Origin of the sequence: Ktedonobacter racemifer DSM 44963 (assembly GCF_000178855.1) — a bacterium.
GTDB classification, from domain to species: Bacteria; Chloroflexota; Ktedonobacteria; order Ktedonobacterales; family Ktedonobacteraceae; genus Ktedonobacter; species Ktedonobacter racemifer.
The window spans coordinates 289,540-307,822 of the sequence record NZ_ADVG01000005.1; the positions used below are offsets into that span (position 1 = coordinate 289,540).

The following is an 18,283-nucleotide window of genomic DNA, read 5'->3' on the forward strand; positions in this document are numbered from 1 at the left end:
AGTGGTAATCGCAACTAGAGGTGAGGGTGAGCGAAGAACCACCTGTGAGTTGCATGTAGTGTGTGGGAAACCAGGTAGCCCGAAGAGGGCCTGGTCCATTTGAAGTTGCGCGGAGATAGTCGTAGCCTCATAGCCTTTTGAACCTCCTCAATGGTAGTATGTTCGTCCAACGTTGACGAAAAATAAGCAACCCACCAGGTAAGTGTTCTAAGGTAAATCAAGGTTATCGTTTACCTTTTGTTTCCTTGAAAGAAAAGGTAACATAGAAAATCTCCAATGTCAATGGTAGAAGTAAAGGAAAAATTTACCCTGGCAAAATTACGTTCTTTTCGCGCTTACTTTCGTGCCTACGACACTCAGGGGTGGGAGGGATGAGCGTGTGACATGGGCAATTGCCCATGTCACACGCTCATCCCTCCCACCTCCGGCGAACTTGCGAGCCGGAAAGAGAGAAATAGAAGGCCTTCGAGGAAACCTGACAAGACGCTAGTATACAATTGACAATTAGAGAAAAAACAGGTACGATTAGCGCAATAAATTGAAGGTTATCGTTTACCTAAATCGACGGGAAGGCATGTGTAATGGAGCAGCGACAGATCAAACGTTCAACCATGGCGCAAATCGCAAAGGAGGCGGGAGTCTCGACGACCACAGTTTCTAAGGTGCTCAACCAGCTTCCCGGCGTAGGCGCGCAGACCCGAGCACGTATACAGCAGCTCATCGAACAACATGACTATATTCAGAATCACGCGGCTCGCCATCTTCGCAAGGGGCAGAGTGGACTGATCGACCTGGTAATTATGCGCCTGGAAGGCGGCTATGATCTCGGCATCATGCATGGTGTGCAGGATGTGCTGGAGGAGAGTGGGCATAGGCTTGTGATCTTCGCAACCCATGAGAACGAAGATACCGAGCTTTTATGGTTGCGACGCCTGCTTGACCGCTCCACTGATGGTGTCTTATTGCTCCTGCCCTACGAACGGCTTGGCATCGCTAACGCGCTGATGGAGCAAGGTATTCCCTTTGTCTCCATCGGGGATCGCAACGAGCCTACCACGGCCTTCCCCACCATCGGGTCTACGATCTGGCTGGGTGGCTATACCGCGACCGAATATCTTATTTCTCTGGGTCATCGCCGCATCGGTATCATTACCGGTCCGCTCCATCTCACCACCTCGCGCGCACGCCTGGCCGGGTATCGCGAGGCACTTGAGCGCGCAGGCATCCCGATTGATCCCGCCCTGATCTGCGAGGGCAACTATTTGCTGGGCGATGGCGTGCAGCAGACATATTCCCTGCTCGATCAGCCAGAGCCGCCCACGGCAATCTTCGCGGGGAATGACGCGCAGGCCGCGGGAGTCTACCAGGCCCTCTACCAGCGCAACATTCATATCCCCGATGCCATGAGTGTGATCGGTTTCGACGATGTGATGTATAGCGCCCAGATGTCTCCGCCCCTGACGACCATTCACCAGCCGCTGGCCGAGATGGGTAAGATGGCGGCCACTATGCTGTTACGCCTCATCGCCGGGCAGCAGCTTGAGTCCAACCATGTCGAACTTTCAACCTCGCTCGTTGTCAGAGCATCCTGCGCGCCCCCGCGCCCAGGGCCGCTCACAGAAAAGTAATACTGGTCAAAAGATAGCAAGGAGGCTATTTTGATGAGCACTGCAATCACGCGCCTGGCGCGAGTTACTGGCCTTGTCGCCTCATTTCTGACGCTCCTCGTCGTACTGAGCGCCTGCTTCGAGGCCAGTAACGCAGTCAGCGCGCCACCGGTCTGGAAAAACCAGCACACCCAGCTTTTCTCTATGGACTATATGAGCGACTGGGATGTCTCAACCAAGGACCTCTACCTCGGGGCCAGCTCTCCCCAGCTCGAAATGCTCCAGGGGACGCTCTTCACACGTGTTGAGGACCCGGCAGCCTCACTCCACGTCTTGTATGCCACACGTCCAAACAATACCGTATCCTCACGTGATCTCATGCTCAAGCTTTTCCTTGGCTCTTCACAACACCCTATGCAAGCCTCTAGCCTGAGTATCACCGCCCTCAACGGCGAACACTGGTACCAGGGGTCAATGGAGAAGCAGGTCAAGCAGAGCGACGGCTCAACCCTCGCGGTCAAAGAAACGGTACTCGGCATCGATCACGCCATTAGCGCCAATAAAACAGAACTCTATTTCATCATCTGCCAGGACACCACCAGCAGCTACGCAAAAACGTCCCACGACTATTTTGAGCGCATGGTGAAGTCCTTTCACTTCTCGTCCTAGTTTACGAAGCCCGCTATCGGCATAAGCCAAATGTTCTTTCAACGGTATGCGCAGCAGAACGAATCAAGCGAGTGAGGCGATCCGGGGTCGGAGCTTCCAGATGCATGCACCGGAACCAAGCATAGGCTTCCTCGAGTGGCCTCATTCCTTCCATGGCGTCGGAGTCTCATACCCGAGTGCAGAGAGATATCCATAAAACGCAAAACGGCAAAACCAGGTTGCTATTTGTCTGGGAGTATAGCTCTTTTCGCTCTCCAACCACCAGACGATGGTGCCGATCAGGACCTGTGAGAGTTGCATGACAGGCAGTTCCCGGGGCATAGTTGGATCGATCGGTTGCCTGGGTTCCACCTGGTGTTTCCACCGTCTCTCTTGCTCAAGCATGATCTTTGGTCTCGCTGAGCTTCAGGCAAAGATCACACGCAAGGTCCCCGTTGTTCTGCTGGAACGCAAATGGGAATAAAATGCACCGCCAGTTTACGTGGATAGGTCACCTTCACCAGCAGGCCCATTAAGGCTATAAGAACAACACCCCCCCAGCCACTAGGCCAGGGCGAACTGCCAGAAAAATACGCTCTTGTTTCATTCACCCGTCGCCCAGCGTAGGCGCTACCGACGTACGCGCCTGGCGTTATCCAGCCGAGAGGGAGACCCAGGCGGCCTCGGCCAGGGGTTCGCGCGCCTCCTGCATTTCGCTGGCAATGCGATCTCTGAGCCAGCGGCGCGCGAAATCACGGCTGGGGCCGATGACGAGCGGGAAGTATACGTGCTGGGGGAGGCACTTGACCGCGCCCGCTTCGACAAAGGGAGCAAGCCATTGGAAGAATTGCGTGGGAAAGTTCTCCTCCGGCAGGACGGTTTTGGTTTTCTGACGTAGCACCTTGACGTAGGCACCCAGGTATTCGGTATCGCCCGCCTGCATGACATATTGCCCTAAATCTGGATGCTGCTCATACCATCGCAGGTAAGCATAGACCAGACCAGTGATACCTTCACGGGGATCACTGGTAGCAAGAGCGGTAAAGAGTACATCGTGGAGGGACGTACGTCCCTCTAGGTAGAGCGCACGCGCCAGCATCTCTTTATTCTCAAAGTGATGGTAGATGCTCCCCGTACTGGCTCCCGAGCGTTGGCGAATATCCTCCATCGTGGTCTCAGTAAAACCCTTTGTCAGGAAGAGGGGGAGCGCGGCACCAAGAATACTCTGCCGCCTGGACTCGGTCGTCGCGCTACGCTCTAAACTATCCATCACACAAAATCTCCTTTTCTCTAACCTATCTGTGAGCACAATTATAGCATCCCCTTGACTAGAATGATATTCTAGTACTAGAATATCATTCTAGTCAAGGCAAGATACAACTTTATCAATGATAGGCGTTGTCAGCAACAACCCTTCTAGAAAGCGAAAGGCATGGTGGCGCAACATAGTGCAAGGCAAGAGGAGAAACGGATTCCTCGCAGAAACAGGCCCGTTTCACCGCGCTATAAGTGGATCGCGTTGACAAATACGACCCTGGGCGTACTTATGGCAACCATCGACTCAAGTATTGTCCTGATCTCGCTCCCGGTCATCTTCAAAGGCATTCATATTGATCCCCTGGCACCCGGTGAGACCGGCTACTTCCTCTGGATGCTGATGGGCTATATGGTCGTAACGGCCACGCTCCTGGTCACGTTCGGTCGCATCTCCGACATGTTTGGGCGCGTCAGGTTTTATAACCTGGGTTTTCTTATCTTTACCATTGGCAGCATCTTGCTCTGGCTGACTCCAGGTACGGGGAATGCCGGGGCGTTGGAACTGATTCTCTTCCGCTTTGTGCAGGGGATTGGCGGGGGTTTTCTCCTCTCCAATAGCGCGGCGATCATTACCGACGCCTTTCCCGAGCACCAGCGTGGCTTTGCCCTAGGCATCAACCAGATTGCCGCCATTCTCGGCTCGGTCATCGGCCTGATCCTGGGCGGTATCCTGTCGTACTTTGACTGGCGTCTAGTCTTCCTGGTGAGCGTGCCTGTTGGCATCGTTGGTACGATCTGGGCCTATACCATGCTCCGCGAGACCGCGACGCCCCGCAAACGCCAGCGCATCGACTGGTTGGGAAATATCACTTTCGCGGTTGGGGCGACGGTGCTCTTAATCGGTATTACCTATGGCATCGAGCCATATGGTGGTTCGCCAACGGGCTGGGGCAATCCCCTGGTGCTGGGCGCGCTCGTCCTGGGCGTGCTTCTGCTCGCGGCCTTCGTCTGGATCGAGTTGCGCGTCCCTGATCCCATGTTCCGCCTGGACCTCTTTAAGATCCGCATGTTCGCGGCGGGGAACGCGAGTAGCTTCCTGGCGAGTATCGCGCGTGGTGGTTTGCAATTTATGCTTATCATCTGGCTGCAAGGCATCTGGCTGCCGCTGCATGGCTACGACTACGAGGTCGCGCCCCTCTGGGCCGGCATCTATATGATCCCGCTGATGATCGGCTTTCTCTTGATGGGACCATTGAGCGGCTGGCTCTCGGATCGCTTTGGCGCACGCCCCTTCTCGACGCTGGGCATGCTCATTCAGGCTCTGGGCTTCTTCCTGCTGACCATTCTCCCGCTGAACTTTGACTACACCTGGTTCGCCTTGATCCTGTTTATGCTGGGCATTGGGCAGGGAATGTTCTCTTCGCCCAATACGTCGTCCATCATGGGCAGTGTGCCACGCGAGCAGCGCGGAGTGGCCTCTGGTATGCGCTCGACCTTCCAGAACTCAGGCTCTATCGTCAGTATCGGCATCTTCTTCAGCCTGATTATACTGGGCCTGGCCTCCTCCCTACCGACGACGCTGCTGCGTGGCCTGACGGCGGCGGGCGTCCCGGCGAGCGTGGCGGACGGGATCGCACACCTGCCACCGACCTCGGCACTCTTCGCTGCCTTCCTGGGCTATAACCCTATGGCGCGACTGGTGTCAGGAAAGGTACTTAACTCCCTGCCTGCCGCCGATAAAGCCAACCTGCTGGGCCATTCCTTCTTCCCGAACCTGATCTCGTTGCCGTTCGCGGTTGGCCTGCATAGCGTCTTCTACCTGTCAGCCGCCATGTGCCTGGTCGCGGCCCTTGCCTCCGTGCTACGCGGCAAGCAACAACTTGCCCGCCCGGTCGAACTAAGCGAAGAAAAAGTAGAGGCCACCATACACGCCACAGCAGACGCAGACTAAAAAAGAAAGAGAAAAACATGACAAACGTAACGCTAAAAGATGAAAAAACCGCCCTCCTGATCATGGACTATCAGAATGACATTCTGGCCAACATGGGCGAGAAGAAGTCCCCCCTCCTTGACCGGGCGACAGGCGTGCTGCAAGCGGCACGCGAGGCCCATCTACCAGTCATCCACGTGGTTGTCCGCTTCCGCGCGGGCTATCCCGAGGCCAGCCCGCGCAATCGCAGCTTCTCGGCTATCCGCCAGACGGGCCGCCTGCTCGAAGGCACTCCTGGCGCGGAGATTCATGAGCGGGTCGCTCCCCTCTCTGGAGAGAGCGTCGTCACCAAGCGGCGGGTAGGAGCGTTTAGCACTACAGACCTCGAAGTCATTCTACGCTCGCAGGGCATCACGAAACTGGTCTTGATGGGCGTCTCTACAAGCGGCGTCGTTCTCTCGACCGTGCGCTGGGCCGCCGACATGGACTACGAACTGGTCGTAGTCGAAGACTGCTGTGCCGATGGAGATGAAGAGGTTCATCGCGTCCTGACCCAGAAGGTGTTTCCCCGCCAGGCCAGCGTCATCTCCTCCCAGGAGGTGCTCGCAGCCCTGAAGTAGAGATGATGCGCTCGCTACTGACGTACGCGCCTACACTTTGTTGCCTGGTAGACGGACAGGTTGCCCATCCGTTGGGGGGAACAAAGAGATATCCACCAGCGTAGGCGCGTACGTCAGTAGTGCACGGCCATTGACTTACATACGCGCCACCTCTTTGGCCAATTTCTCCGACCGTGCCACGTTTTGATGGCCTCATCCGATATGCTCTATGAGATCTCAAATGAACGAGAGGGGCATATTATGCACCAGGGCCATACCACTGAAGAACAGAGCGATATACACATAGCGCTCTATGATCGCCATATCTCCGCGCTCCTGCCCTACCTGGCCCGGCTTATGACGAGCCACCAGGATGTCGAAAATGTACTTTTTGACGTCTTTGCCGCAGCCCTGACAAGCCAGGCCTTCACGCGTCTCACCCATGAACAGCAAAGAGCCTGGCTCTACCGCGTCGCACGCAATAAAGCCATCGATCACTATCGCCATCACACCGCCCTGACAATTGTCCCCCTGGATGAGACGCGGGACAGCCAGGACGAGGAGCCAACGCCCGAACAGCGCTTCCTGCGCCAGGAGCGATATACCTTCCTGCGCGAGGCCATTGCGCAGCTCACTCCCCTCCAACAACAACTCATCCATCTACGCTATCAAGAGAATCTGCGCCTGGTCGAGATCGCGACCCACTTACAGAAACCAGATGGGACGGTGCGCAAGATGCTGGCGCGCACTCTCAAGCAGCTACGAACACTCTACGAACGCCAGGAGAAAGGAGGCAGACCATGAAGCCATTTGAGGACATCCTGCCAGAAGAAGAGGGGAACGACCTTGTAGGCCTGCTCCAAGAAGAACACCCCACACCTCTCGATCTCACGCCCACCGAGCAGGAACAGATCACCCAGCAGGTACGCGAGCGCCTGCTACAAACATCGCCTGATACCCTTCCGGACAAGGAATATGAGTCAGGCCAGATCCTCATGGCTCCTGTTTCACAGCCACCGGCCACGCGCCGCCAGCGCCTCGTGCGACTAGCCAGCAGCCTTGTCGCAGTCCTGGTAGTGGGTGTGATTATTACGTCTACGTTCTTGCTCTTCGTCCCGCAAAAAATAATTGTGAGTGGCCCAGCAATTGGCCCTGTTAGAGCACCCGGCACCACATCTGCCCAGGCTGGCGGCTTCGAGATGACGCTTGGCATCACCCCTGGCCCCTACTTTATCAGCGAGATGCTTGAGGTTAACATCAAGCTCACCAATCACACTTCAAAGACGCACAGGGTTGGCGTCCCTTTCGGCAATGGCTGCGGTTATGCCCCCGGCCTTAACATAAAGGAGGACTTGAAGCCTGCCTTTGAACTTCCAGCAATGGATCATAAGTGTCCAGCGGGAGCCGGACAGCATTTTCAAATTGCGCCTGGGCAAACGTTAAGTGCGCATAAATACTTCGTCTTACAGTGGAGCGGCACCATTACCCTGACAAGCTATGTAGAGTTTGACGCTAACGATAGTCGCCTGGCTCGACCTACTCAAAACCCTCTAGATGGACATTGGCCGACGATACACATTCAAGTCGCTTCTCAAATTCCACAGGATCGACAGCTTACCCTTCAAGTCGCAGCCCCGCGTATAGCCGTTGATGCCCCAGCCCCTGCTCGAACCCACCTGCAATACCTCTACGATAAACTGTGTACCAATGGGACAAGTGAACAGACTGTGCCTGGTCCCATACCAGACAGCGATTTTACCGGCAACTTTGGCTGGGAAACGCTACCTGGTACAACGCTTAACCTTCCCGGCTGCTCAATGAAACACATTACCTGGGACTATGCCATCGGCGCTCCCGGCTACGCCGTCGCCTTCGGCAAGGCAAAGTCAGATGCTTAGAACAACCTCTCTAATCCACGAGTAATCTCGGCCAGCGGTTCGCGCTGACTCTGGTACAGCACGTAGTAGCTGGAGCGTTCCGGGCGCACAAAGCCCGCGTCCTGCAAGAGCTTCAGGTGCTTTGAGATACCAGCCTCGGTCAGGTTCAGAATGCCAGCAAGTTCACGCGTGGAGCGCGGGCGCTGGCTGAGCAATTGCAGGATTTGCAGGCGCGTCATATCGCCTGCCGCGCGCAGCAACTTGAGGAGGCGCTCCGGTGGCACTGGCGCGCTCCCCTCCTCCTGAAACTGCTGGATTGAGTAGACAAGGGCGACCAGCATATCCTCTTCAAACATGATGTGCAGCCGTGGCCAGACATAAGCCGAGGGGACAAGGAAAAGCTGCTCACCAATGCGCCTCTCCTCGTGCCTCTGCGAGGGATAGCGCATTGTGATGTTCCCTTCCTGCCGGGACACATTCAGCTGGGGTGCCAGCGAGTCAAGCACTTCAAATGGCCCCTGCTCAAAGAGAATTTGCCCTCGCTGCTGAATATCGCGCAAAAGCTGTTCCTCCAGTTGGGGCCACTCGGGCGAGATACACACCTCCCAATACCAGGCGAGAAAGCGCAGAAACCGCTTGTGGCTCTGCTCCGGATTTGTCAACAGCCCCTCAATCATCGCCAGGGATGCGGGGTACATCTCTTGCGTCCGCGCCAGCACGTGCCGCTGCAACTCCTGCGACTGGCTTACCCGCGCAAATGTGTATTCACCCTCGCCTTCAGATCCCCTCATAATGGTTTGCGTCAGGATGAGTTCGGCATACTTCTTAGGGGCCAGGTCCTGCGTTACGCGAAACTCTTCTTCAAACGTTGGAAAAGCCTCCGTGAGACGCAATGGTCCCGCGAAGATATCGGGAATCGTCGCCGCAAAAATAATACTGAAGGCAGACGCCTCAGCCTTTAAAGCCGGAGGCATCTGCTGGCGCATACGCAGAACCCAGGGCAGGTGTGATAAACGTTTCCAAGGAATCATGCCAGATATTGACAACTGGAGATATCTCTGGTAGAGTTTCATTAGAAAGAATGTTCTTGCATGAAACGCCAAGAGAGGTTCACCGACACGAAGGACGTGTTGTCGGAATGGAAGGAGGCACCAGGTGCAGTTGGTCGAACGACATCTCATTCGTCATCAGGATGCACGCTTTGCCGTCATTGATCAAGCAGCCTTTGCCTCCAAGAACCTCTATAACCAGGCCAATTACCAGATCCGACAAGCCTTCATTCACGAGGGAACCTACCTGCCCTACGCTGCCATCTTCCATCGCTTGAAACACCACGAGGCCTATTGTGCCCTCCCGCGCAAAGTCAGTAATGCCATCCTCATTCAGCTCCACCACAACTGGGTCAGCTTTTTTGATGGGATGGAGGCTTAACGCGAAGACCCCTCTCCCTTCACGGGACGCCCCAAGATCCCTGGCTATCAAGATAAGACCAAGGGCCGTTTCCTGCTCATCTACGAGAAAAAAGCCCTGGGCAAGAGGGTATTCAAGCGCACAGGCAAGCTGGTCCCATCAGGACTTCCCATTGAGATAGCAACTCAGATCACCTGGGAAGCCATCCGGCAGGTTCGCATCGTTCCACGCGCTGATGGCTACATGCTGGAGGTCGTCTATGAGCAGGAGATCCAACCAGCTGCGGGTTGACCGCAGCTTCGGGCAGCCGTGGATGTGGGTGTCAACGTGCTCGCAGCCATCACCAGCGACAAACCTGGTTTTGTGCCTCGTCTGGTGAGTGGCAAACCCCTCAAAAGCCTGAATCAGTCCTACAACAAACAGCGCGCCAAGCAGCAGCAACGCCTCGCGCATGAGAACCGATACACCTCGCGCCAGTTGGATCGTGTGACGACGAAGCGCAATCGCCGTGTGGATGCGTATCTGCACACGGCCAGCCGTCGGATCATTGATCTCTTGGTGGGCGAAGGCATCGGAACGCTGGTGATTGGCAAGAATCCCTTGTGGAAACAAGAGGTGACCATGGGACGCAGGAACAACCAGCAGTTTGTGCAGCTTCCCATGCCCGTTTCATTGAGCAGTTGACCTACAAAGCGCACCTGGTTGGGATCAGGGTCATCCTTCAAGAAGAAAGCTACACCAGCAAGGCCAGTTTTCTGGACGACGACCCCATCCCAACCTATGAAGCCAACACGGCTGAGAAGCCAGTGTTCTCAGGCAAGCGTGTGGCTCGCAGTTGGTATCGTGCCAGGGATGGACGCCTCATTCATGCAGATATCAACGGATCCTACAACATCTTACGCAAAAGTAACTCCGACCCTTTGCAAGTGGGGCGAGGAGTAGCGGGAGCCGCAGTTCTCCCCAGACGGCTAGCCGTCTGAACGGATGACCTCTAGGCATAGTGGTCATCATTTTAAGATACTGTAATGGATGCTGCTGACTCCGGTTCAAGACACGCAGGCTACGCACCGTTTCATGCAATGGGGAGTAACTAAAAGCCAGCCGCTCGGCAGGCAAAGCGCCTAGAGACATAACAAGCGTCATTCTTCGCCACTCTCCAATTCGCTTTGATTAACTCATTAGCTAAAAAGTTGTAATGTGTATGAGTCTACCTTATCCTATGAGTGAAGGCAAGGACTTTCATGGGAATGGCTTCTCGCCACTGCGTGGCTCCCAGGTTGTGTGGGTATGGTGCGCTGGGCTTTGCCCAGCGCACCATACCCACACAACCTCTCGTCCCATGATATGTAGACGCGTGCGCTTGCCCCCGCTTGTCCCCGCTTGTCCCCGAATGGGGGAATGGGGGAATGGAGGTTAGCAGCGTCGTTGGATAAAGGATGGAATCTATGCAGAGTATTGATGCGACACAACAGACCTTTTCGCCTCAGGCAATTATTGAAGAACTGCTGAAGCAGATGGGGGAGAAATATGTCTTTCCTGAGGTGGTGCCAGAGGTTGCGGCAGCGCTGCACCAGCATCTCGCGGCGGGGACCTATGCGGATATGCACGATGGTGAACTCTTCGCGCAAACGATCACAGCACATCTGCGCGAGGTCACACACGATAAGCACCTGCGTCTCTTCTATCAGGCGGCTGGGGTTCCCCAGCATATCGATGAGCATGAAGATTACACGCCAGAGGAGATTGAACGTATCCGCCAGAAGAGTAAAGAAAACTATGGCTTGAAGAAGGTCGAGATTCTGGATGGCAATATTGGCTACCTGCAATTCAACAAATTTGTGCATCCCCACTTTGCAGGCGAGAGCATGAATGCCGCTCTGACCTTTCTCATATATACACGCGCCATGATCATTGATCTGCGCTCTAATGGTGGAGGCGAACCAACGATGGTCCAGTTCCTCTGTAGCTATTTCTTTGATGCCTTTGCCTCCGAAACCATTCAGCTCAATGCGCTATATGACCGCCGGAAGGACGTGCTGCACCAGTATTGGGCCTTATCCTATGTTCCAGGCAAGCGCTACCTGGACAGGCCCCTCTATCTCCTGACCAGTCAGCGCACCTTCTCGGCAGCGGAAGAGTTCACCTATAACCTGCAACAACTAAAGCGCGCCCTGGTGATTGGCGAGACCACGGGTGGCGGGGCGCACGCGGGGCTACGCTATCCCATCGATACCCATTTTGAGGCATTCATTCCCTGCTTGCGCGCCATCAATCCGACCAGCAAAACCAACTGGGAAGGCGTTGGCGTGCAGCCTGATGTGCCAGTGGTCCAGGCCGAGGCCCTGGAGGTCGCCTATCAGCGCGCACTTACAGAGGCCAAAGAGACATCTGAATAGCGCCACAGTTCGCACAAGAGCAGTTTCCTGGCTGACATGCCTCTATCCACATCACTACAGTATGGATAGAGGCATGTGACCTATAGCAAGCTTATACCAGCACCGAAAAGCGCAGAGAGTAGCCTCGCCATCACATTGGACCTACAAAGTGATCTCCGTTTGGAACACGGTGACCGCCTGGCCTCCTACTTGTACAAGCTCTGGCTCTTCTTCGCGACCACAGACCACGACCTCAACCTGTCCAGTGCGCTGGATCGCTTCACCTTGCCTTCCCACGAAAGAGAAATGCCCTCCCTGAAGCGAAAAAAGCTGATGGTGTACCAGGTAGGCTCCCAGCGGGCCGTGTGCATTCCCCGTGACTGGATCTTCGAGAATGCCAATGGCTGGCGCGAACATTCTTCCCCAGGTGAGAATGCCAGGCACATCAGAATCGAAAGTGAAGATAAAATACCCGTTACATCCGATCTGGCTGCTTAACTTCCGAAGGACCTCCATATTTGGGGTAAGTTGATTGAGAATGCTTCTTGACGTTATGCCAAGCAACACCTTAGAGTGGCCGGTTGAAACAATCTGGATGGGACACTGTTCAAGAAGCGTCTCACGGCGAAGCGCCAAGGCATGTAGGAGCGTCTCTTGCTCATCCTCCTGGAGCACCTTGCCAAACTCCACCTTTCCCTGTGTCATCACCACTTTATAATCATCGTTCTCCCAGTCAATCTCAATTGGTAAGATGCCTGCTCCTGTGAGAGTAGGGACACAGGTTTGAGTTGGTAGTCCAAGTTCTTTGGCGCGTACATAATGGGCAGCGATAGTCGCATGTCCACACACAGGAACCTCGGTGGTTGGCGTGAAGTATCGGATGTGAACCTCGTGATCCGGCCCTTCTGAGGGCAAGATGAAGGCTGTTTCAGAGCAATTCATTTCGCGTGCAATCGCTTGCATCTGAGCAGAGCTTAAGCCTTCAGCATTTGAAACGACCCCTGCCGGGTTTCCGCGAAACTTTTGTTGCGTAAATGCATCTACTTGATAGAGACGATAGTGCTTCATAAATGCTCCCCTTTCATCTCTGCGGCAACGTGCCTCTCACCCGGCTCTGACAGCGTCTCCGTCACGCGTCTGGGCCAGCCAGGTAACAGCAGTTCCGTCACCAGCCCGGCACCCACCAGGATGACGACCAGGCCTACGAACGGGCTGAGCGTGAGGGGTTCCTTCAGGAATAGCACTCCCCAGAAAACGCCAAAGACGGGTGCCAGGAAGGTCACCGTCAGCGCTTTCGTTGGGCCAGCGTGGGCAATCAACCAGATATACAATAGAAGGGTGGCAGCTGTGCAAAGGAGAGCCAGGGCGGCGACCGAAAGCCACTCGGTGAGGGTTGGCACCCGCGTCGGAGGCGCGACAAAGGTCAGCGGAAGCAGAAAGAGAGTAGCAAAGAACTGGCTACACGTTGCTGTAGCCAGTGAACTGACCTTGTTTCCAAGCGAGACCTTGATATAGACGCTGGCAAGGCCATAGGAGGCAGCGGCGGCCAGCGAGGCTCCAACCGCCAGAATGAGCGTCGTCGAAAAGGGAAGCGTACTCCAGCCTGCCACAATGACCACCCCTAGGAGTCCCAGGCCAAGCCCCACAACCTTTTTGATCGTCATGGCCTCACGCATCCAGATCACGGCTGTTATCGCCCCAAACAGCGGCGTGGTCGCGTTAAGGAGCGCAGCCAGCCCACTGGTAAGGTAAAGTTCCGCTACACCAATCAAGAGAAATGGGAGCGCGGCATTGATGATTCCTATGACTAGATAATGGTGCCAATAAGTACGTAATTCTAGCCGGGTACGCGTGACCAGCGCAAACACGAACAAGCAAAGCCCGGTCAGCAGGACACGCATCGCCATCAAGGCAACCGGGCCAAACGCTGGCGTGGCTATGCGTATAAACAGAAATCCCCCTCCCCAGAGTGCCGCAAGCACCAGCAATACTCCAACTTCTTTTGTCCGCATACTCTTTCTCCTCATATGGTTCATATATAGAGAGTGAAGACTGAATTGAAAATGCTTCCTCCTCTAAAAGTCTTTCCAGGGCTTTCCAATTCTCGTGAGGATAGGAAGCATCCCCTTCCCCTGAGCGCGAGCGTAGCCAGCCGAGGCAAGAACTAGAAAGCCCTGAAGTCTTTCTATGAGACTTCTAGTATAGGGTGTTTTGTGCTAAAATTCGAGAAAAAAGCAAAATGTTTGGGGATGTACACTTAAAAAAAGAAGGGAAAAACAGCATATGGCTTTGGAAATTGAGAAACTGCTCGATGAGACAGGATGGCTGCTCCTCAGAGAATTACAGCAGAATGCTCGCCTCTCTTACAGCGAGCTGGGACAGCGGGTTGGACTCTCATCGCCAGCTGTGGCCGACCGTATGCGCAAAATGGAGGAAGCGGGCATTATTACCGGCTATCGTGTCGAGGTCAATCTCGCCAAACTGGGTTTGCCCATGCTGGCAATTGTGCGCCTGGGAAGCTTTGCGGGACAGAATTGTCATCGCGTAGCCACGCAGGTAAGCCAGATTCCTGAGGTGCTCGAATGCTATCGTGTAGCTGGGAGCGATTCGGTCGTAGTCAAGGTCGTTGCGGCCTCGGTCGAGCACCTGGGGAAAGTCATTGATCAGCTCTCTCTCCATGGCCTACCCACAACCTCACTTGTGTTCTCCAAAGCCATGGAGTCCCGTATAATCACGCAGAAGATGATTGAGAGGGCTGAAGGTTGGGAGGATATAATCTTGCAGGATGAGGCCTCGTCCAGGTAGTCTGCTGCTAACCGGCTTGCAGATATGGTACGTCGTAATTTTTCGTCAATAAACGCCCACAGGCCGAGCTAGCTTATCCAACTCAGTTTAAGCAGTCTGAGCTAGCTCAGGTTTCGCCCCTTGCGTCCAATAACTTCTATATTTCATCTTACCGGGCCATTCCTCTCCCGCTTTTCAAGCGGGAGAGGAATGGCCGTTCCTTTTTGGGGCTGGGCAGAGCGGGAACCATGTATTCTTTCACTCCTTTTCTGTATTTGACAGGCGAATGAACATTCGATATACTTCTCTGTATAAAGACGACAATCAGTGCGAAAATCAAATTACACACGACGCCAGAGCAGTTTACCGCATTGCGCGCAACACAACTGGCGTATCGCGAGGCATTGAATGCCGTCAGCCACTATGCCTTTACCCAAGGAAAGATCAGCAATGCCAAAAAGCTGCATCACGGCATGTATGCTGAGCTTCGCACCCGCTTTGGTCTTCCCTCACAAATGGCCTGTACGGTGTCGCGGCAGGTCAGCGCAACGTACAAGGGGCTCTGGACCAAGGTAAAGCAAAACGCCATCCAACGCAAAGCAGGTCTCACCAAGAAACGCTATAAAGGACTGGACAAGGCTCCCAAGTATGTTTCGCCTACGCTGACCTACCAGTATGGCTATGACTACACATTCAAGAAAGATCAGCACGTGAGTATCCTCACCCTTGAGGAACGGGTAAAAGTGCCCTACACGGGCTACGAGAAACACATGGCCCTCATCCAAAAAGGCGCGGACATCGGTGGAGCCAAACGCTGGTATGATAAACCGCATAAGCAATTCTATTTGCTGGTCTCCCTGGAAATCGAAGTGGCGGACCCCACGCCAGAAAGGCAAACCAGCGTCGTCGGGGTGGACGTCGGGGTCCGTTATTTATTGAACCGCGCCAGAAGACCCCTGTTTTGAAACAGGGGTCTTCTGGCGCGTTCCTTTTGTGGGGGAGAGAGGATGGAAAGAGGTATTGCCTTTTTACACTGTAACTGCTACAATGTAACGTATGAAACAGAAACGCGCTTTCAAGTATCGGGTGTATCCCACACCAGAACAGCAGCAGATGCTTGCTCAGACCTTTGGGTGTTGTCGTTTCGTCTATAATTGGGCATTGCGCAAGAAAACCGATGCCTATTACAAGGACCATCAGCGACTTTACTACAAAGACCTGAGCATTCTGTTGACTGATTTGAAACAGCAAGAAGATATGCACTGGTTGAACGCCGTTTCCAGCGTGCCATTGCAACAAGCTCTTCGCCATCTGGACAAAGCGTTTCTGAATTTCTTTGAAGGACGTGCCAAGTATCCAACCTTTCACAAGAAACGAAACCAGCAATCGGCTACCTATACCTCCAATGCTTTTACCTGGCGTACTGGCACGCTCACGCTTGCTAAGATGCGTGAACCCCTTGATATACGCTGGTCGCGTCCTCTGCCCAAAGATGCAATTCCTTCGAGTGTCACTATTTCCAAAGATTGCGCCAATCGCTACTTCATCTCCATTCTGGTGGAAGATGACATTGCGCATTTGCCTGTCATTGAGCAGGCAATTGGTGCTGATCTTGGCTTGAAATCCTTTGTGGCTCTCTCGACAGGCGAAATTGTGGGCAATCCCAAGTTCTTTCACAAGGATGAAAAGAAACTGGCAAAAGCCCAACGTCGTCACGCCAAGAAAAAAAAGGGCTCGAAAAACCGAGACAAGGCACGTCTCAAAGTAGCACGCATTCATGCCCGTATCGCTGATCGCCGCCGTGACTTTCTGCAGAAACTTTCGACCCGACTCATACGCGAGAACCAAGTCGTGTGTGTTGAGTCGTTGGCAGTCAAGAACATGGTCAAGAATGGCAGTCTTGCCAAAGCCATCAGTGATGTCGGTTGGTCTGAGTTTGTGGCCCAGCTCGAATACAAAGCCGACTGGTACGGTCGAGCCCTTGTCAAAATTGACAAGTGGTATCCCTCCAGTAAACGCTGTTTCGATTGTGGCCATATTCTCGACTCCTTGACCCTTGATGTCCGTCAATGGGATTGCCCTGAATGTGGAGTCCATCATGATCGCGATATCAACGCAGCAAACAATATCCTTGCCGTGGGGCTCACGGTCAATGCCTGTGGAGAGGCTGTAAGACCTGGTGCGGTGAAAACCAAACCAGGCACGTCTCGACGAAGCAGGAAAGCCTAGAGGTGACTCTAGGAATCCCCTGGCTTTAGCCATGGGGAGGATGTCAATGCTTGACAAAGATGACCAACAGCCACATGCTCACCTCGCCCTCCTATGGCCACTACACACTCGCACCCTCTATCGTCCCGCTCCTGCCCGAATTCCTGGCGCACCACGTCATCACCGGCAAAAAAGTCAGCGCTCACACTGCCTCCACTGCGGATACGACTCTGGAACCTTCCAACACCGCACCTGATGCCCCGACTTCGCTCCCAAACATACAGATCCATCACACTTCTACAGCCTTGCCGAGCGAGCAGAGCGCAAGCGAGGTGCCTCCGCCACAGCCACCACCCATCACAAACACGCAGAATACTCCACCTGCTTCTACCTCTCCCTTCGGCTTCATCCAACTTAATCGCGCCCAGCGCCGCGCCCTCAAGCACTATAGCTAACTGGATAAAAAGCTGGCGCAAAAGAGAACTAGTTCACAGTCAGAGCAGTCATTTTCTGTTATCCTGTTTATTAGCAGAGCTTGTTATCAACAATATTACAGAGCGCCAAAGAGCGGGAAAGGAAACCACCTCAGTGCACGAAGAGGATTTTTCCAGGCGTATCACCTCCCTGGAAGCCCGGATGAGCCGGATCGAAAAGCTCATGCAGCAGTTGCTCCTCACCCTGACGAGTTCTCACGCTCATATGGAGCAAACGCAGATCCTGCGAAACATATTGCAGGAACTGCGTAGCGACTCGAATGTCCACACAGCAGAGGCTATCTCCCCGGTAACGGGCGTCCCGCAGGAGCGGCCAGAGATTGCCGCTATCCGCCAGGCCTTGCTCTCAGGCAACAAGTTAAAGGCCATTCAACTTTACCGCAGTCTCTATGGTGTAGGCCTGCAGGAGGCTCAGAACGCCATCAACGCTATGTAGAGTTGGTCAGCGCATTCTTTCTGGCAGCGCTCCGCGTGATAACATACAATAAAAGAGATACATCACGTTCGCTTAGAGAAAGGATGCACTGATGGACCCAGCGGTCAAGAAACAGGTGTTGCGCCTGTTTACGTATGGACTCTACGCGGTATCCTGCGCCGAGGGGGACGAGGTCAATGCCTTTACGGCTAACTGGCTCTCCCAGGTCTCATTTGAGCCACCCCTCGTCGCCGTTTCCATCGAGAAAGATGCCAAGTCTCTGCCCATGATCCAGCGCAGCCAGAAATTCGCCATCAATGTGTTGCGCACCGGTCAGCGCGAGCTTGCCGGAACGCTCGGCAAGTCCGGTTTTAAGTATCCTGATAAGCTCCAGGGCATCAGCCACGAACTGCACCCCGATGGCTACGTGGTCCTACACGACGCCCTGGGCTGGGTTGGCTGCGAGGTGCGCAATAGCATGGATGCCGGAGACTCCATTCTCGTCCTGGCGGAGGTAGTCGACGTTGGCCTGATCGCCGAGGGCCAGCCCCTCAGCATGGCCGAGGCCGGCTTCCGCCACGCAGGATAAAGCATCTGTTGAATGGGCATGTGGCAGGGGCGAACGTCCCTGCCACATGCCCATTCAACAGAACTCTTGCACTGTGCAAGGCAATATGGA

The 18,283-nt window shown here is 54.5% G+C and carries 17 protein-coding genes and 2 pseudogenes; 14 read left to right on the top strand and 5 right to left on the bottom strand.

Translation table 11 applies throughout. From position 1 onward, the window contains the following. Nucleotides 1-581 precede the first annotated feature (581 nt). Both KRAC_RS55380 and KRAC_RS55385 read left to right on the top strand, forming a co-directional pair. Nucleotides 582-1,628, top strand: a complete 1,047-nt coding sequence (locus KRAC_RS55380; RefSeq protein ID WP_007922117.1) for a LacI family DNA-binding transcriptional regulator — start codon at nucleotides 582-584, stop codon at nucleotides 1,626-1,628. A gap of 33 nt (nucleotides 1,629-1,661) precedes the next feature. Continuing rightward, nucleotides 1,662-2,276, top strand: a complete 615-nt coding sequence (locus tag KRAC_RS55385; protein WP_007922119.1) for a hypothetical protein — start codon at nucleotides 1,662-1,664, stop codon at nucleotides 2,274-2,276. A gap of 141 nt (nucleotides 2,277-2,417) precedes the next feature. On the opposite strand, the gene KRAC_RS55390 is transcribed toward KRAC_RS55385, so the two are convergent. Continuing rightward, nucleotides 2,418-2,660, bottom strand: coding sequence for a hypothetical protein (locus tag KRAC_RS55390; RefSeq protein ID WP_007922126.1), 243 nt, complete (start codon nucleotides 2,658-2,660; stop codon nucleotides 2,418-2,420). 247 nt (nucleotides 2,661-2,907) lie between these two features. Further along, nucleotides 2,908-3,525: a TetR/AcrR family transcriptional regulator gene (locus KRAC_RS55395; protein ID WP_007922128.1), complete on the bottom strand. Its 618-nt coding sequence runs from the start codon at nucleotides 3,523-3,525 to the stop codon at nucleotides 2,908-2,910. Between the two features lie 162 nt (nucleotides 3,526-3,687). Between KRAC_RS55395 and KRAC_RS55400 the strand changes: the two genes are divergently transcribed. The 4 genes from KRAC_RS55400 (at nucleotide 3,688) to KRAC_RS55415 (ending at nucleotide 7,939) form a co-directional block, all read left to right on the top strand. Beyond that, a complete protein-coding gene (locus KRAC_RS55400) occupies nucleotides 3,688-5,463 on the top strand; it encodes an MFS transporter (protein WP_007922130.1) in 1,776 nt (591 codons plus the stop codon). A gap of 17 nt (nucleotides 5,464-5,480) precedes the next feature. Then, entirely contained in the window at nucleotides 5,481-6,062 is a 582-nt protein-coding gene (locus tag KRAC_RS55405) for a cysteine hydrolase family protein (RefSeq protein WP_007922132.1), read from the top strand. 240 nt (nucleotides 6,063-6,302) lie between these two features. Then, nucleotides 6,303-6,845: an RNA polymerase sigma factor gene (locus tag KRAC_RS55410; RefSeq protein WP_007922134.1), complete on the top strand. Its 543-nt coding sequence runs from the start codon at nucleotides 6,303-6,305 to the stop codon at nucleotides 6,843-6,845. Continuing rightward, the gene (locus tag KRAC_RS55415; protein WP_007922138.1) at nucleotides 6,842-7,939 is read left to right on the top strand and encodes a hypothetical protein; all 1,098 of its coding nucleotides are present in this window, start codon (nucleotides 6,842-6,844) and stop codon (nucleotides 7,937-7,939) included. The genes KRAC_RS55410 and KRAC_RS55415 overlap by 4 nt, the downstream gene beginning before the upstream one ends. On the opposite strand, the gene KRAC_RS55420 is transcribed toward KRAC_RS55415, so the two are convergent. Next, nucleotides 7,936-8,991: an ArsR/SmtB family transcription factor gene (locus tag KRAC_RS55420; protein WP_040448504.1), complete on the bottom strand. Its 1,056-nt coding sequence runs from the start codon at nucleotides 8,989-8,991 to the stop codon at nucleotides 7,936-7,938. The two genes, KRAC_RS55415 and KRAC_RS55420, sit on opposite strands and share 4 nt — an antisense overlap. 82 nt (nucleotides 8,992-9,073) lie before the next feature. Between KRAC_RS55420 and KRAC_RS55425 the strand changes: the two are divergent. Both KRAC_RS55425 and KRAC_RS55430 read left to right on the top strand, forming a co-directional pair. Beyond that, nucleotides 9,074-10,308, top strand: a pseudogene (locus KRAC_RS55425) (RNA-guided endonuclease InsQ/TnpB family protein). Between the two features lie 465 nt (nucleotides 10,309-10,773). Beyond that, nucleotides 10,774-11,724: a S41 family peptidase gene (locus KRAC_RS55430; RefSeq protein WP_007922139.1), complete on the top strand. Its 951-nt coding sequence runs from the start codon at nucleotides 10,774-10,776 to the stop codon at nucleotides 11,722-11,724. Nucleotides 11,725-11,865: 141 nt separating this feature from the next. Here KRAC_RS55430 and KRAC_RS55435 read toward each other — a convergent pair whose 3' ends face one another. After that, nucleotides 11,866-12,771: a PhzF family isomerase gene (locus KRAC_RS55435; protein WP_007922140.1), complete on the bottom strand. Its 906-nt coding sequence runs from the start codon at nucleotides 12,769-12,771 to the stop codon at nucleotides 11,866-11,868. After that, nucleotides 12,768-13,715 carry a DMT family transporter gene (locus KRAC_RS55440; RefSeq protein ID WP_007922141.1) on the bottom strand — a complete coding sequence of 316 codons (948 nt, stop codon included), beginning with the start codon at nucleotides 13,713-13,715 and terminating at the stop codon, nucleotides 12,768-12,770. The genes KRAC_RS55435 and KRAC_RS55440 overlap by 4 nt, the downstream gene beginning before the upstream one ends. 271 nt (nucleotides 13,716-13,986) lie before the next feature. On the opposite strand from KRAC_RS55440, the gene KRAC_RS55445 reads away from it, so the two are divergent. The 6 genes and pseudogenes from KRAC_RS55445 to KRAC_RS55470 all read left to right on the top strand — a co-directional run bounded on the left by KRAC_RS55445 (nucleotide 13,987) and on the right by KRAC_RS55470 (nucleotide 18,193). Next, nucleotides 13,987-14,508 carry a winged helix-turn-helix transcriptional regulator gene (locus KRAC_RS55445; RefSeq protein ID WP_007922142.1) on the top strand — a complete coding sequence of 174 codons (522 nt, stop codon included), beginning with the start codon at nucleotides 13,987-13,989 and terminating at the stop codon, nucleotides 14,506-14,508. Between the two features lie 290 nt (nucleotides 14,509-14,798). Continuing rightward, nucleotides 14,799-15,422 (top strand): annotated as a pseudogene (locus KRAC_RS55450) (nuclease/transposase family protein); the annotation flags it as partial. Nucleotides 15,423-15,543: 121 nt separating this feature from the next. Next, a complete protein-coding gene (locus KRAC_RS55455; RefSeq protein WP_007922143.1) occupies nucleotides 15,544-16,716 on the top strand; it encodes an RNA-guided endonuclease TnpB family protein in 1,173 nt (390 codons plus the stop codon). 50 nt (nucleotides 16,717-16,766) lie between these two features. Then, nucleotides 16,767-17,150, top strand: a complete 384-nt coding sequence (locus tag KRAC_RS55460) for a hypothetical protein (protein ID WP_007922144.1) — start codon at nucleotides 16,767-16,769, stop codon at nucleotides 17,148-17,150. 133 nt (nucleotides 17,151-17,283) lie between these two features. Further along, nucleotides 17,284-17,625, top strand: coding sequence for a hypothetical protein (locus KRAC_RS55465; RefSeq protein ID WP_007922152.1), 342 nt, complete (start codon nucleotides 17,284-17,286; stop codon nucleotides 17,623-17,625). Nucleotides 17,626-17,716: 91 nt separating this feature from the next. Further along, complete coding sequence (locus tag KRAC_RS55470; RefSeq protein WP_007922154.1) at nucleotides 17,717-18,193, top strand: flavin reductase family protein; 477 nt, start codon at nucleotides 17,717-17,719, stop codon at nucleotides 18,191-18,193. The last annotated feature ends 90 nt before the right edge of the window (nucleotides 18,194-18,283 follow it).